The sequence below is a fragment of the Mesorhizobium sp. WSM4983 genome, assembly GCF_029625765.1.
Classification (GTDB): Bacteria; Pseudomonadota; Alphaproteobacteria; order Rhizobiales; family Rhizobiaceae; genus Mesorhizobium.
The window spans coordinates 19,720-34,602 of the sequence record NZ_JARTVM010000006.1; the positions used below are offsets into that span (position 1 = coordinate 19,720).

13 protein-coding genes are annotated in these 14,883 nt (G+C 63.6%); 10 read left to right on the forward strand and 3 right to left on the reverse strand.

Features of this window, described 5'->3' with window-relative positions; genetic code table 11:
- Nucleotides 1-35: 35 nt before the first annotated feature.
- From P9254_RS17830 to P9254_RS17845, 4 genes are read left to right on the forward strand one after another with little or no spacing between them, the layout of a single operon-like run.
- A complete protein-coding gene (locus P9254_RS17830) occupies nt 36-749 on the forward strand; it encodes an ABC transporter permease subunit (protein WP_095801181.1) in 714 nt (237 codons plus the stop codon).
- Between the two features lies 1 nt (nt 750).
- The gene (locus tag P9254_RS17835) at nt 751-1,470 is read left to right on the forward strand and encodes an ABC transporter permease (RefSeq protein ID WP_067329696.1); all 720 of its coding nucleotides are present in this window, start codon (nt 751-753) and stop codon (nt 1,468-1,470) included.
- Nucleotides 1,458-1,811, forward strand: a complete 354-nt coding sequence (locus P9254_RS17840) for a cupin domain-containing protein (RefSeq protein ID WP_278056076.1) — start codon at nt 1,458-1,460, stop codon at nt 1,809-1,811. The genes P9254_RS17835 and P9254_RS17840 overlap by 13 nt, the downstream gene beginning before the upstream one ends.
- 47 nt (nt 1,812-1,858) lie before the next feature.
- Nucleotides 1,859-3,190, forward strand: coding sequence for an NAD(P)/FAD-dependent oxidoreductase (locus tag P9254_RS17845; protein WP_278056075.1), 1,332 nt, complete (start codon nt 1,859-1,861; stop codon nt 3,188-3,190).
- Between the two features lie 186 nt (nt 3,191-3,376).
- On the opposite strand, the gene P9254_RS17850 is transcribed toward P9254_RS17845, so the two are convergent.
- Nucleotides 3,377-4,051 (reverse strand): FadR/GntR family transcriptional regulator, encoded by a 675-nt coding sequence (locus P9254_RS17850; RefSeq protein WP_095783156.1) that lies wholly within the window; start codon nt 4,049-4,051, stop codon nt 3,377-3,379.
- Nucleotides 4,052-4,215: 164 nt separating this feature from the next.
- Between P9254_RS17850 and P9254_RS17855 the strand changes: the two genes are divergently transcribed.
- The 6 genes from P9254_RS17855 (at nt 4,216) to P9254_RS17880 (ending at nt 12,580) form a co-directional block, all read left to right on the forward strand.
- Nucleotides 4,216-5,685, forward strand: coding sequence for an NAD-dependent succinate-semialdehyde dehydrogenase (locus tag P9254_RS17855; RefSeq protein ID WP_278056099.1), 1,470 nt, complete (start codon nt 4,216-4,218; stop codon nt 5,683-5,685).
- 324 nt (nt 5,686-6,009) lie between these two features.
- The gene (locus P9254_RS17860) at nt 6,010-7,065 is read left to right on the forward strand and encodes a LacI family DNA-binding transcriptional regulator (protein ID WP_278056073.1); all 1,056 of its coding nucleotides are present in this window, start codon (nt 6,010-6,012) and stop codon (nt 7,063-7,065) included.
- Between the two features lie 73 nt (nt 7,066-7,138).
- On the forward strand, nt 7,139-8,377 hold the full coding sequence (locus P9254_RS17865; protein WP_442920332.1) for an ABC transporter substrate-binding protein: 1,239 nt from the start codon (nt 7,139-7,141) through the stop codon (nt 8,375-8,377).
- Nucleotides 8,378-8,773: 396 nt separating this feature from the next.
- Complete coding sequence (locus P9254_RS17870) at nt 8,774-9,697, forward strand: carbohydrate ABC transporter permease (RefSeq protein ID WP_095801185.1); 924 nt, start codon at nt 8,774-8,776, stop codon at nt 9,695-9,697.
- Nucleotides 9,697-10,554, forward strand: coding sequence for a carbohydrate ABC transporter permease (locus tag P9254_RS17875; protein WP_127241144.1), 858 nt, complete (start codon nt 9,697-9,699; stop codon nt 10,552-10,554). The genes P9254_RS17870 and P9254_RS17875 overlap by 1 nt, the downstream gene beginning before the upstream one ends.
- A gap of 28 nt (nt 10,555-10,582) precedes the next feature.
- Nucleotides 10,583-12,580 carry a glycoside hydrolase family 127 protein gene (locus P9254_RS17880; RefSeq protein ID WP_127246872.1) on the forward strand — a complete coding sequence of 666 codons (1,998 nt, stop codon included), beginning with the start codon at nt 10,583-10,585 and terminating at the stop codon, nt 12,578-12,580.
- 10 nt (nt 12,581-12,590) lie between these two features.
- Here the strand turns inward: P9254_RS17880 and P9254_RS17885 are convergent, their stop codons facing one another.
- Both P9254_RS17885 and P9254_RS17890 read right to left on the reverse strand, forming a co-directional pair.
- Nucleotides 12,591-13,391: an endonuclease/exonuclease/phosphatase family protein gene (locus P9254_RS17885; RefSeq protein ID WP_082954104.1), complete on the reverse strand. Its 801-nt coding sequence runs from the start codon at nt 13,389-13,391 to the stop codon at nt 12,591-12,593.
- A 25-nt stretch (nt 13,392-13,416) separates the two neighbouring features.
- On the reverse strand, nt 13,417-14,874 hold the full coding sequence (locus P9254_RS17890) for a phospholipase D-like domain-containing protein (RefSeq protein ID WP_278056071.1): 1,458 nt from the start codon (nt 14,872-14,874) through the stop codon (nt 13,417-13,419).
- Between the last annotated feature and the right edge of the window lie 9 nt (nt 14,875-14,883).

The following is a 14,883-nucleotide window of genomic DNA, read 5'->3' on the forward strand; positions in this document are numbered from 1 at the left end:
CGTCGCAGCCCGCGGCGGCCCGACGGGTGTCATCCATGTTTGAAACTATCTGGTCGCTGGTTGTGGAGCAGGGCTGGGGACTCGCTTTGCTGCGCGGCGCCTTCGTGACGATCTGCATCGGGCTGGTCGGCATGATGATCGGGTTGATCGCAGCCGTCCCGTTTGCCATAGCGCGCTGGCAGCGGCTCCCGGTGCTGTCCCAGATGATCGATGTCTACAGCATCGTCGTCCGCGGCGTGCCGGGTCTTCTTGTGATCTATCTCCTGTTCTTTGGCTCTGTCGACTGGGTGCAGAAGATAGCCGTTGCCTTCGGCTACCGAGACATGGCTGAAAGTGCCTACCCGTCCATTATCGGCATCCTCGCCATCGCGACCATTTCCTGCGCCTATTCGATCGAGGTGATGCGAGGCGCTTTGGAAGCCGTTCCCAACGGTCTTCTTGAAGCCGCGAAATCTTTGGCGTTGCCTCGATCGGTCGCCTTTTTCAGAATCACGTTGCCGCTCGCGTTGAGACTTGCTCTCGGCGGGATCAACAATGTCTGGCAGATGACGATCAAGGATACTTCACTCGTTTCCATCGTCGGCATGCAGGAACTCATGCGTATGGCGGCTATCGCGGCGGGCATCACGCGCTCGCCACTTCTCTTTTACTGCATCGCTGCCTCGCTGTTCTTCGCCATGACAGCAGTCAGCCAGACCCTGTTCGGCCTGGCTGAGCGCCATATCAATCGCGGCTTCAGCGGAGGTTAGAATGGATTTCACCATTATTGCCTATGCGATTCCGTTCCTTCTCACCGGCGCAAAGACAACGCTTCTGATCTCGGTGTTCGGCGTGGGCTTAGGACTGCCATTCGGCATCCTGGTGGCGCTCGCGCGCACTTCGCGCAATCGCTTGGTTTGCACGGCGGCCGACGCCTATTGCGCCGTCTTTCGCGGCACGCCCATGCTGGTGCAGATATTCGTGATCTACTACGGATTAGGGCAGGTCGGGTTCTTTCGCTCCAACCCGGTGATTTGGTGGCTGATCGGCGACGGCCTGCACGCAGCCATTCTCGCGGTCCTGTTGAACACCGGTGCCTACACAGCCGAAATCTTTCGAACCGCGTTTTTATCCCTGCCGCGCGGGCTGATCGAGGCGGCGGAAGCCTGCGGCATGTCGCCTTGGATTATCTTGCGCCGGATTAAGTTCCCGCTGGCTTTGCGACAAGCGCTGCCATCCTACAGCAGTGAGGTTGCCATCATCGTCAAAGAATCCAGCCTCGCTTCGACCATCGCTGTGCTCGAAATCACCGGTTGGGCCAAACGCCTGATGAGCGAAACCTTCGCCATTATGGACATTTTCATCATCACCTCCGTCTTCTACCTCACCCTCAATGTCGTCGGACTGACTGCCTTGAAGCTTTTGGAGCGGCAACTTTGGTTCGAACGGCGTTCAACGCGCAGAAAGGCCACATCCCTATGTCCAAGTTGACGTTCATCGACCAGAATGTTCTTCCGCGCCCACGCGAAGGGCAGCCTCTGCCCGACCGCCTTGTGGAGGGCGATCCACGTTTTCTGAGCTGGGATATCGCCCAGACCGCAGACGGCGCCGTGAAGGCAGGGGTCGGGGAGGTCACGCCTGGCGCCTATCGTTCGATTAAGGGCGAGACTTTCGAGTTCTGCTACATCCTTTCGGGTGTCTCCGAACTCACTGAGGATGGCTGCCCGCCGCGCCGCATCGCGGCTGGCGACGCCTTCGTCATGCATCCGGGATTCACCGGCGTATGGCGTGCCATCGAAACCACGCGCAAACTCTGGGTCTCACGTGATTGACCGGTTTGCGCTTGCCCGCCGACCCGACCAAAAGCTGGTATGTTCCCATGACCGCCGATTCCGCTGGCCCCTTCAAATCCACGCCCTATTGGTGGGAGGATTGCACCTTCTCTCCCCTCCCAGTCCGCCGGGTCGCCTCCAAATGCGACGTGGCGATCGTTGGGGGAGGCTATGCAGGACTTTCGGCGGCCATCGAGCTTGCTCGTGCCGGTCGCAGTGTTCAGCTTTTCGATCGCCAGTCGCTGGGGCAGGCGGCTTCCAGTCGTAATGGCGGCATGGCGAGCGGGAGCATTCGACCCGGGCGCAAGGAATTGATCAGAAGATTCGGCGAGGCCCGCGCCACCGAGATCCTGATGGAGGGAAAGGCCGCACGGGAAGACCTGTGGGCCTTTCTGAAGGAGGAGAAGGTGGAGTGTGACTTCCATCTCTCCGGCCTGTTCGTCGGCGCGATCAACGCTGATGAATGCGACGAACTCAGCCGCTCCGCCGATCTACTGCGGCGCTTTCTGGGCATCGAGGCTCATCCCGTCGGCCGGTTGGACGTGCCGACCTATATCGGGACGGATTTCTACACGGGTGGATTCGTGCGGATGGATACCGGTGGCCTGCATCCGGCCAAGCTGCTTGCGGGTATTATACGGGTGGCAATGGCAACCGGAGCGGTAATCCATGAGAACACAGCCGTTACGGGAACCATCGCCGAGGCCGGCGGGGTCCGTGTGAGAACGTCGCGCGGTGACGTTCTCGCCAGGAAGGTGCTGATCTGCACGGATGCCTATACCGACGGCTTCGATCCTTGGCTGCGACGCCGTATTGTGCCGGTGCGCAGCCGCATCATCGCTACCGAGCCATTGGCAGAAGGCGTCATGGACCGGTTGATGCCGAAGCGCATGATGTATGGCGATATGCGCCAGCTCAGCTATTACTATCGCCCTTCGGCGGACGGATCGCACATCCTCTTCGGCGGCAGGGACGGCACCACGGCGGGTGACGCGCTGGCGCCGACCACTCATTTGCGCAGCGAACTTGGCCGAATTTTCCCCGAACTGAGGGGCGTCGGCCTGACGCATAGTTGGTTTGGCCAGGTCGCCATGCATCGCGACATGGTGCCTCGGATTTTCACCTCGGGCGATACGGTTTACGCCACCGGCTTCTGCGGCTCCGGAGTGGTCTGGGCCCGCTGGCTGGGCAAGAAGGCCGCCTTCAAGATCCTCGGCGAAACCGAAAAGGCGCAGTCCGCCTTCGATTTCGACCCCGCTCCGAAGGCCGTGCCGTTTTACCGCGGCAAGCCATGGTTCATCCCGCTTGTCTATTCCCTTTACGAATGGCGGGATAAGCGTGCGATGCGCCGTCGCCAGCCCGAAGCAAAGAGGCGATAACGTTGCTCTTCCTTGGGGACGGGCCCGCCGGGTACAGGAACCTCATCTTGTCTGGATGGCGCGCACCGCGTCCGTCGTGAAAACAGTGTCAGATGCCCCGCCTTGAATAGAACGACAGGCGATTAGCGTTCGAACGCGCCATTCCGCTCGGTTCGGCAATCTCAAAATTTTGGCGATGAGGCCTACTCACCCCATTGTCTCCGATCCGAGTATGTTGGCTCTCGCGGTCAAGATATGGCTATGCATTCTTTGTTCGGCCTGCCCACCATCGCGGTCAGTGATCGCCTGTAAGATCGCGCGATGATGAGCCGTATACTCCTGCATACGCTCTTTCGTCAGAGACAGCTCTTTCATGCGCCCCCAAAGACGCCCCGCCCGCAGCGAGTGAATACCTTCGTAGAGCGAGGCCAGCAATCCATTGCGGGCCGCCACCACTACCAGTTGATGGAACGCGGCGTCCCAACGCTCGAACTCCGCCAGCGTCGCGGCGGTACTGCCATGCTGGATGACCTTGTGCATCTCTTCAGTTTCATAGGGGGTCGCCCGCAACGCCGCGAGCGCCGCCACCTTCGGCTCGATGATTAATCGTGCTTCGAAGACCTCAGCGGGATAGGTCCACAGTTCTTTCCGGGAGGCATCGTGTGCGCGATACGGAGCGCTGGCAGTTGCCCCTCGCTCGGCGACGAAAGTGCCGCGCCCGACATGGCGAAGCAGGCGCCCCTCTTGCTCCATCTCGGCCAGCATGCGCCGGAGGGCCGTGCGGGGTAAACCTAGCTTGAGCGCGAGATCGCGCTCGGGCGGCAGCCGGTCGCCTGGCTGCAGTCCGGCCGCCTCGATGAAATCCCTCAAAACGACGGTCATGCGGCCACTCCACTAAGAAACGGGCGGATTTCTCTGCAACCAATTTGATCTATATTGACACCGGTTGCAATACCAATTTCATATTGGTTCCAGCAATCGACAGACTGGTTGCGCATGTTTTCTAAAGCCGCGAGAGGATGGGTGTGAGTCAGACAGCAAGAGATATCGAATCGTTTTGCGCGGATGCTGCGGCTATCATTGCAAGCGCTCCTGTGGATCTGCTGGTGGGCGGCAAATGGACAGGTGCAACCGGCGGCAATCGGTTTGATGTCGCCGATCCATCCAACGGGCTCACGATCGCGTCTGTCGCAGACGGCGCAGTCGCCGACGCAATCCGGGCGATCGATGCTGCGGAGGCTTCTGCGACGATGTGGAGGCAAACCCCCTCACGCCGGCGATCGGACATGCTGATGTGCTGCCATCAGCTCATGCTCGATCGTGCCGAATGGCTGGCGCAACTGATATCTCTGGAGAACGGCAAGGCCCTCCCAGACGCTCGCGCGGAGGTAACGTATGCCGCGGAGTTCTTCCGATGGTACGCCGAGGAGGGGGTGCGTACTCTCGGCGACATCGGCCACGCGCCGGGCGGTGCAAACCGAATCCTGGTTCAATACCAGCCGATTGGCATCGCCGTTCTCGTCACGCCCTGGAATTTCCCTGCGGCCATGGCGACCCGCAAAATCGCCCCGGCGCTCGCGGCGGGTTGCACGTGCGTACTGAAGCCGGCGGCTGAGACTCCACTGACCGCGTTGGCGATCGGTGCGATCCTCATGGAAGCCGGTTTGCCCGAAGGTGCCCTCAACATCGTGACGACCACGGCCGCGGGGCCTGTGGTGAGCGCGATGCTGCACGACAATCGGGTGCGCAAACTGTCATTCACGGGTTCGACCGCCGTTGGGCGCATCCTGTTGCGTGAGGCCGCCAACCGGGTCATCAGCTGTTCCATGGAACTCGGCGGCAACGCTCCTTTCATCGTGTTCGATGATGCGGATCTGGACGATGCCGTGGCCGGCGCCATGGTCGCCAAGATGCGCAACGGCGGAGAAGCCTGCACTGCGGCGAATCGCTTCTATGTGCAGCGCGGCATTTACGACGCTTTTGTCCGCCGGCTTACCCAGGAAATGTCGTCGCTTTCAGTGGGGCCGGGTCTTCAAGCGACGACCCAGCTCGGGCCCCTTATTACCGCGACGGCCGTGGAGAAGGTTGATCGCTTGCTGAAGGATGCCGTTGCCCGTGGGGCGCGTATCGAAACGGGCGGCAAACCGCGGCCTGGCGAGGGCTTCTTCTATCCTCCGACAGTCCTAGCTGACGTTTCCCCCGATTCCGACATCGCGAAGGAAGAGATCTTTGGGCCGGTCGCAGCGGTCACGCCGTTCGATACGGAGGACGAGGCTGTCCGGCTGGCGAACGACACGGAGTATGGCCTCATATCCTACGTCTACAGTAGTGATCTCAGACGCGCCCTGAGGGTCGCCGAACGCATCGAAAGTGGAATGGTCGGCGTCAATCGTGGCCTAGTTTCGGACCCGGCAGCGCCGTTCGGGGGGATGAAGCAAAGCGGGCTCGGCCGCGAGGGAGGGCATCACGGCCTGCTTGAATATCTCCAACCAAAATACATCGCGACCAACTGGTAAAACCGCAAAATCGCTTCTCCGCCGAGTTGCGCCACATATCGGTCGTGCAGGTTACGCTAGCTACTTCTGGGAAACCGACAAGCCTGCTTGCGGGCCCATCCGGTCCTTCGAGACTGGAACTTAAGATGTCCTCGCGCACGTCAACCATTAGGCGAAAAGCCGCGTCGCAGTTCCTGACCCCTTGCCAACCCCTCCCGCTTCCCCTAATCTCCCTTTTGAGAAAACCTTTTCCCAAATCGCCTCCCGGCTGCTGACCTCACCCGTCATCTTCGCGCAGGACGATAAGGGAAAACCTTTTCCCAACTTAGGGATGCGCCTCGAACTATGTCTTCCGACGCCGAGCCAGCGCCAGTTTCCGCCAAGCCGCCGGTGACGCTGCGCGAGGTGGCGGCTGCGGCCGGCGTCAGCGTGGCGACGGCGTCGAAGGCGCTGAACGGGCAGGGGCGGATGACCGCCGAGACGCGCGAGCGCATTCGTGAGGTGGCGCAGCGTCTCGGCTTCCGGCCGAACCACCTGGCGCAGAGCCTGCTGCGCAAGCGCTCCTTCACCGTCGGCCTGCTTACCAACGATACCTATGGCCGCTTCTCGCTGCCGCTGATGGCCGGCGTTTCGGATGCGCTGGTCGACAATGGCGTCTCGGTGTTCCTGTGCAATGTCGAGGACGACACGCGGCTCGGCCAGCTGCATGTCGAGGCTATGCTCGACAAGCGGGTCGACGGCATCATCGCCACGGGAAAGCGCATCGACCGCCATCTGCCGATCGATCTCTCCAATCTGCGCATTCCCGTCGTCTATGCCTTCACCCAGCCGGATCCCGGCGCGGTCGGCCTGGTTTCCGACGACGCCGGCGGCGCGCGGCTCGCGGTCGAGCATTTTTTGCGGCTCGGGCGCCGCCGCATCGCCCATGTCACCGGACCGGCGGGCTTCACCGTGGTGCATGCGCGGGCCGAGGCTTACCGGGAGGTGCTCGAGGCGCACGGCCTGCCGGTCGGCGAGCCGCTGCTCGGCGCCTGGTCGGAAGCCTGGGGCCACGATGCGGTGGCGAAACTGTTCGGCAACGGCCGGGGCAGGCAAGGCTGGCCGGATGCCGTCTTTTGCGGCAACGACCAGATCGCCCGCGGCGTCATCGACGCGCTGCGCGAGCGCGGCATTCGCGTGCCTGACGATGTCGGCGTCATCGGCTTCGACAATTGGGAGATCGTGGCCGAGGCGACGCGCCCGCCGCTGACCTCGGTCGACATGAACCTTTCAGCGCTCGGCCGCGAGGCCGGGCTCGCTCTGCTTTCGCTCGTGGGCGGCCAGCCGGCCGCGCCGGGCATCAGGAAACTGCCGTGCCGGCTGGTGGTGCGTCAGTCATGCGGCCGTCCGCCGGACGGCTGAGGCATCGAACGAACGGCCGTCGCGCAACGGCCAAATTGGGAGGAGAACCATGAGGAGGAATACCGTGAAAACCATGTTTGCCAAGCTGGCCTTGGCCGCAGCCGTGATCGGCGGCGGCCTGCAGGCGGCGTCCGCCGAGACCGCCAACATCTGGGTGCGCGCCGACGGCTCGAATTTCATGCCGCGCATCGTCGACGCCTTCAACAAGGCGCACAAGGACCAGATCAAGCTCGACATCATCCCGAACGCCGAGATCATCCCGAAATATGGCGCGGCCGCCGCCGGCGGCACCGCGCCCGACGCGCTGTCGCTCGACCTGATCTACACGCCGTCCTTCGCCGCCGCCGGCCAGCTGGAAGACATCACCGACTGGGCGAAATCCTTGCCCTATTTTTCGAGCCTGTCGCCGGCGCATGTGAAGACCGGCACCTATAAGGGCCGCATCTACGGCCTGCCGTTCTCGGCCGATTCTTCGGTGCTGATCTGGAACAAGAAGCTGTTCAAGCAGGCCGGGCTCGATCCGGAAAAGGGGCCGAAGACCTGGGCCGAGATCGAGGCCGACGCCGAGAAGGTCAACGCGCTCGGCGGCGACATCAAGGGCTTCTACTTCTCCGGCAATTGCGGCGGCTGCAACATCTTCACCTTCACGCCGCTGGTCTGGGCCTCGGGCGGCGACATCCTCTCCGAGGACGGCTCCAAGGCGACGCTCGATAGCCCGCAGCTGCGCGGCGCGATCGACCTCTACCGCTCGATGGTCAAGAAAGGACTGGTGCCCGAGGGTGCGCAGACCGACACCGGCGCCAACTTCTTCGCCGCCTTTGCCGGCGGCAAGATCGGCCTCTCGCCGTCCGGCGCCTTCGCCATCGGCGCGCTCAACACCCAATACCCTGATATCGACTACGGCATCACCTTCCTGCCGGGCAAGGATGGCGGCTGGTCGTCCTTCGCCGGCGGCGACAATTTCGTCGTCACCAAGGGCACCAAGAAGATCGCCGTGGTGAAGGAGTTTTTGGACTTCGCCTACTCGCTCGAGGGCCAGACCATCCTCGCCAAATATGGTAGCCTTCCGGTGCGCGGCGACATCGCCAAGGAAGCGCTCAAGGACCTCGATCCGCGCTACCAGGTGGCGGCCGAGGCGATGGCCAAGGGCCGCACGCCCTATTCGGTGGTGTTCAACGACCTGATCAACTCCGCCAACGGGCCGTGGACGCAGATGGTCAACGAGGTCTTCTTCGGCGACGATGTCGACGGCGCGATTTCGAACGCGCAGGAGACCATGCAGTCGATCATCGACCAGGCGCCGAACAAGTAAAGCGCGGCCCTAAACCTCCCCCTCGAGGGGAGGTCGGGCCGCAGGTCCGGGTGGGGTCGCCCGCGAAGTACGCCGACGCTATCTCCCCGTAGGCGCACTTCACAGCGGACCCCACCCCGGCCTTCGGCCGGACCCTCCCCTCAAGGGGGAGGGGGACGCCGCGCTAAATGGCAGGATTATCGCGTTGAGAAAGCTCACTCATCATCATCGTCAAGTTGAGGCGCCGCGAGGTTCGCTTCCTCTTCTCCCCTTGTGGGAGAAGGTGGATCGGCGCGCAGCGCCGAGACGGATGAGGGGCGTTCCAGGGAACACCAGCATCTCACTCCGCTGGAACACCCCGCATCCGTCGCCTTCGGCGACACCTTCTCCCACAAGGGGAGAAGGGGGAGCTCAGCCATGACCTCCATCGCCGCAACCCACGCGCCCGCCCGAGCCAGACGCATCGGCGTCAGCCGCCGGCAATGGGTGGGCCTGCTCTATGTCCTGCCGGCCGTCGCCTTCGTCACCGTCTTCTTCGTCATCCCGCTCGGCATGACGGCGTGGATGTCGCTGCACAACTGGCCGCTGATGGGCGAGCACGCTTTCATCGGCCTCGACAATTACTTTGCCATCCTGCGCGACACGCGCTTCTGGAACGCGCTCAAATTCACCTTCTACTACACGCTGATCGTCACCATCGCGATCTTCGCCGTCGCCTTCCCGCTGGCGATCTTCATCGAGCGGCCGCGCCCGCTCACCAATCTCTACCGCACAGCCTTCTTCATGCCGGCGGTGGTGGGCTTTGCTTCCGCAAGCCTGCTGTGGTCGTGGCTGCTGAACGTCGATTCCGGCCTGTTCAGCCCGGCCGCTTACGACCTCGGCCTGACCGAGAGGAAGGTCAATCTTCTCGCCACCTTCCAGCCGGCGTTCTGGTCGATCATCGCCATGGTGGTCTGGAAAGTGGCCGGCTTCACCATGATCATCCTGATGACCGGCCTGCAGTCGATCCCGCAGGACCTGCAGGAGGCCGCCGTCATCGATGGGGCAGGGCCGTTCGCCCGCTTCAGGGCGATCACCCTGCCGCTGATGCGCCGCACCTTGGCGCTGGCGCTGATCCTGTCGGTCGCGGGCTCGATCCTCGCCTTCGACCAGTTCTACATCATCCTGCGCGGCGGCCCGCGCAACCAGACGCTGACGGCGGTCTACTGGATCTTCAACCAGTCCTTCGTCTCGTTCAAGCTCGGCTACGGCGCGGCACTTTCCATGGTGCTGCTGGTCATCCTGGTGGCGCTCAGCCTCATCCAGCTCTGGCTGCTGCGCAAGCCCGAGGGGCTCGACTGATGGCCGAGACGATGTCGCAGCACCGCAAGGCGGCCTTCAGCCTCGCCAGGCATTCCACCGGCATCATCGCCTCGGTGCTGTTTTTGGCGCCGATTGTGTGGACGGTGCTCTCCACCTTCAAGCCGGCGCAGGAAGCGCGCCAGCCGCCGCTGCCGCCCTGGCCGACCACCGGCTTCTCGGTCGAGAACTATCAGACGCTGAACACCTTCGGCGACGGGCTTTGGGCCTCGGCGCAGAACAGCATCTATGTCTCGGTGATGACAGTATTGCTCTCCGTGCTGGTCAGCGTGCTCGCCGGCTACGGCTTCTCGCGTTTCCGCTTCCCGTTCCGGGACTTCTTCTTCATCCTCATCCTGTCGACGATCATGATCCCGTTCCAGTCGATCCTGACGCCGATCTTCCTGGTGCTGACGAAACTCGGTCTCCACAACACGCTGACCGGCCTGGTCTGCGTCTATGTCACGCTGCAGCTGCCGTTCTCGATCTTCATGATGCGCAACGCCTTCGACGCCGTGCCGCGCGAGATCGAGGAGGCGGCGCGCATGGATGGCGCCAACAATGTCACCATGCTGGTCAAGGTGATGCTGCCGCTGGTCTGGCCGGGCGTCGTCACCATTGCGCTCTTCGCCTTCCTCGGCGCCTGGAACGAGTTCCTGGCCGCGCTGGTGCTGATGACCGACCAGTCGAAATTCACCCTGCCGGTGATGATGACCGCGCTCCAGTCTGGCCGCTTCGGCGCCATCGATTGGGGCGCGGTGCAGGCGGGCGTCACGGTGATGATGGTGCCCTGCCTGATCCTGTTCCTGGCGCTGCAGCGCTTCTACATCCGCGGCCTGATGGCCGGGGCCGTCAAATGATTTTCCCGCATTCGAATGGAGTGACGTTATGACCGCAGCACAATCCGCCACCGCAGCCCAGGCAGCCGCGACCGCGAAGCCGAAGCTTGCCTTCCGGCCGCTGCCCGTGCCCCAGGTCGATGTCCGCGGCTTCTGGGGCGACCGGGTCGACGCGGTCGCCGCCAAGACCGCCGGCATCCTCTACGACCGCTGCGTCGAGGCGCGCATGCTGGAGCAGATCGATCCCGACCGGCCGTCGCCCGGCGTCGTCATTCCGTTCCATTCGCCGTCGCCGGACGAGGCCGACGTGCAGGGCGCCGAGTTCACCGGCTCGACGGTGACGACCCAGATGTTCTGGGATTCCGACTGGGGCAAGACCATCGAGACCGCCGCCTACTCGCTCTACCGGCGCCGCAATCCGGAGCTGGAGAAGAAGATCGACGCCGTCATCGACATGTACGGCAAGCTGCAGCAGGAGGACGGTTATCTCTCGAGCTGGTACCAGCGCATCCAGCCGGGTCTGCGCTGGACCAACCTGCGCGACTGCCACGAGCTCTACTGCGCCGGCCATCTGATCGAGGGCGCCGTCGCCTACTTTCAGGCGACGGGCAAGCGCAAGCTGCTCGACATCATGAGCCGCTACGCCGACCACATCGCCTCGATGTTCGGCCCGGAGCCCGGCAAGAAAAAGGGCTATTGCGGCCATGAGGAGATCGAGCTGGCGCTGGTGAAGCTCGCGCGGGCGACGGGTGAGAAGAAGTACATGGATCTGGCGAAGTACTTCATCGACCAGCGCGGCCAGCAGCCGCATTACTTCGACGAGGAGGCGCGCGCCCGCGGCGCCGACCCGAAGGCCTATCATTTCAAAACCTACGAATACAATCAGTCGCACAAGCCGGTGCGCGAGCAGGACAAGGTCGTCGGCCACGCTGTGCGGGCGATGTACCTCTTCTCCGGCATGGCCGACATTGCCACCGAATATGGCGACGACAGCTTGCGCGCGGCGCTCGACAGGCTGTGGGACGATCTGACCACCAAGAGCCTCTATGTCACCGGCGGCCTCGGGCCGTCGGCTCACAATGAGGGTTTCACCAGCGACTACGACCTGCCCAACGAAACCGCCTATGCCGAGACCTGCGCCTCGGTCGGCCTGGTGTTCTGGGCGAGCCGCATGCTCGGCATGGGGCCGAACCGCCGCTATGCCGACATGATGGAGCGGGCGCTCTACAACGGCTCGATCTCGGGCCTGTCGCTCGACGGCTCGCTGTTCTTCTACGAGAACCCGCTGGAAAGCCGCGGCGGCCACCACCGCTGGAAATGGCACCGCTGCCCCTGCTGCCCGCCCAATATCGGCCGCATGGTGGCCTCCATCGGCAGCTATTTCTACGGCCTCGCCGACGATGCGCTGGCCGTGCATCTCTATGGCGACTCCACCGCACGCTTCGAGATCGCCGGCCGGCCGGTCAGCCTGGTCCAGACCAGCAATTATCCCTGGGACGGCGCGGTCTCGATCGAGTTCGAGGCACAGACACCGGTCGAATTCACGCTTTACCTGCGCGTGCCCGCCTGGTGCCGCAACGCGGCGCTGAAGCTGAACGGCAACATGCTAGATCTCGATGCGGTCACGGTCGACGGCTATGCCGCGATCCGCCGCGAATGGCAAAAGGGCGACCGCGTCGAGCTCGACCTCGAAATGTCGATGGCCCGCCTCTTCGCCAATCCGGAAGTGCGGCAGGACATCGGCCGCGTCGCGCTGTCGCGCGGCCCGCTGCTCTACTGCGTCGAGGAGACCGACAATGGCGGTGGCCTGCACCGCATTGCGCTGCCGCGCACGGCCAGGCTGGAGGCGCACAAAGAGCCTAACCTGCTCGGCGGCATCGTCACGCTTTCGGCGATCGGCAGCCGGGCCAAGGCGGAGACCTGGGGCGGCGATCTCTACCGCCCCGAGCCGCCAGAAACCGAAGAGACGACGCTCAAGGCAATTCCTTACTTCGCCTGGGACAACCGCGATCCCGGCGAGATGCTGGTCTGGCTCAGGGAAGGATAAGCTACTCTCCCTATAGATGCACGTAAGCCGTGAGCGGCAGGTGGTCGGACGCCACGCGCGACAGCGGCGTGTCATGCGCTTCCACCGCCGACACCATGCCGTCGCGGTTCCCCATGATCCGGTCGAGCGCCAGCACCGGCAGGCCGGACGGAAAGGTGGGCACAGCGGGCAGCGAGGGGCCGAAGGTGGTGTGCAGCGTGTTGAGCGCGGAGCGGTTGCCCAGCCGCCATTCGTTGAGGTCGCCAAGCAGGAGCGTCGGCCTTTCGTCCGCGCTGCTCATGATATCGAGCACGACGCGCGCCTGTTCCGAGCGCGAGCGGCGCAACAGGCCGAGATGCGCCGCGATCACGCGCAGCGTCCGGTTCTCGTCGAGGTCGATCTCGGCGACCAGCGCCCCGCGCGGCTCCAGGCCGGGCAGCTTGATCTGGTGCACGTCGCGCACCGTGCCGCGCTTGAACAGAAGCACGTTGCCGCGCCAGCCATGTGCCTTGCCGTTTCCGGTGACCGGCACCGGGACCAGCCCTGTTTCGATTTCGAGGCGGTTGAGGTCGAGCAGTCCGGCGCGGTCGCCGAAGCGGTTGTCGGCCTCCTGCAGCGCGATCACATCGGGGCTGATCTCGCGGATGACGCGCGCGGTCCGCTCGGGGTCGAACTTGCGGTCGGTGCCGATGCATTTGTGGACGTTGTAGGAGGCGACCACCATCTCGGCGCCGCCGACCCGTTTCGGCGCCGTGGCTTTCGCTTTCCGCATCTTTCTGCCGCGGATCGACAGGAGCACGGTTTCGGGGAGGGTGCGTCCGTTTCTCTCCATGGTTCCTGCTGCTCGTCTTTCTTGCCTACAGATAGGGCGATCCCAGCCACAGCAATCGGTCGAGGACACGAATGACGAAGGCTCTGGCCCTCAGCATCTGCAGCGTCACCGGTTTCGCCGACGCGATCGCCGCGTCGATACGCGCCTCGATCGCCCGGGCGAAGTTGGCATCCAGGACCTCCATGTCGATCTCGAAATTCAGCCTGAGCGACCGGGCGTCGAGATTGGACGAGCCGACATAAGCCCACGCGCCGTCGATTGCCATAAGTTTCGAGTGATCGAAGGGGCCTTCGTGCCGCCACACCCGGCAATAATGCTTCAGCACCTGGTCGAATTGTGCCGTCATGGCGCGGTCGACGAGGAAAAGGTTGTTCACCGCCGGCACCACGATGTCGATCTCGACACCGCGCGCGCCGGCCGTGGTCAGCGCGCTGATCAGCTCGCGGTCCGGCAGGAAATAGGGCGACATGATGCGGATCGATTTGCGGGCGACCGAAAACGCACCCATCAGCAGCTTGTGGTTGGTTTCGTTCGCGGCATCCGGTCCTGTCGCCACGGCTCTGACCAGCATCGGCTGGCCGGGCGGCGGGGCGGTTCGCTCGACCTGCCAGGCGTCGCCCTTCAGCGCCTCGTTGCTGGCGAAGCGCCAGTCCTCGGCGGCGACTGAGAACAGGTCGGCCACCACCGGCCCGGTGACCTCGAAATGCGTGTCCCTGGAGCTGTCGGAACCGGCGAATTCGGCCGAGAACCCCTTGCGGATGTTCATGCCTCCGGTAAACGCCACTGTCGCGTCGATGACCAGGACCTTCCTGTGGGTTCTGAGATTCGCATAAGGAAGTCTCAAGCCCATGACGATGTTGCCGTTGAAGAGATCGACGGCGACGTTGGACTCCCTGAGCTGCTTCAGGATGCTGGGTACCGAATAGCGCACGCCGACGGCGTCGATCAGCACGCGCACGGCAAGGCCGCGTTTGACCGCGGCGGAGAGCGACTGCGCGAACATCTGTCCGACGGCGTCGTTGTCGAAGATGTAAGTTTCGAGAAGCACGCTCTTTTGCGCGCCGTCGATCGCCCGGCACATCGCCATATAGGCCTCGTCGCCGGTCTCGAGCACGGCGATCATGTTTCCCGAAGTCAGCGGACGCCGCGCCACCCTGTCGCCCAGTGTCTTCAATCCGACGAAGCGCTGGCCGAATTGGGCCTCGATCAAGGCTTCGACGGCGACGTCGCGATTGTGCCCCTCATCCGCCGAACCGGCGCTGGGCCGCATGGCGCTGATCGTCGCGCGGCGGATGCGGTTGATGCCGGCGATGGCGTAGATGATCGCGCCGAGGAAGGGCGACAGAAGCATCACGCCGACCCACCCCGTGGCGGCGCGCACGTCTTCCTTCGTCATGATGGCATGGACGATGCCGACCGCCGCCATCGCCAACGACAGGAGAAGGATAAGCGTCTGCCAGTGACTCGCTACCGCCTCGAACATCGGCCCGAC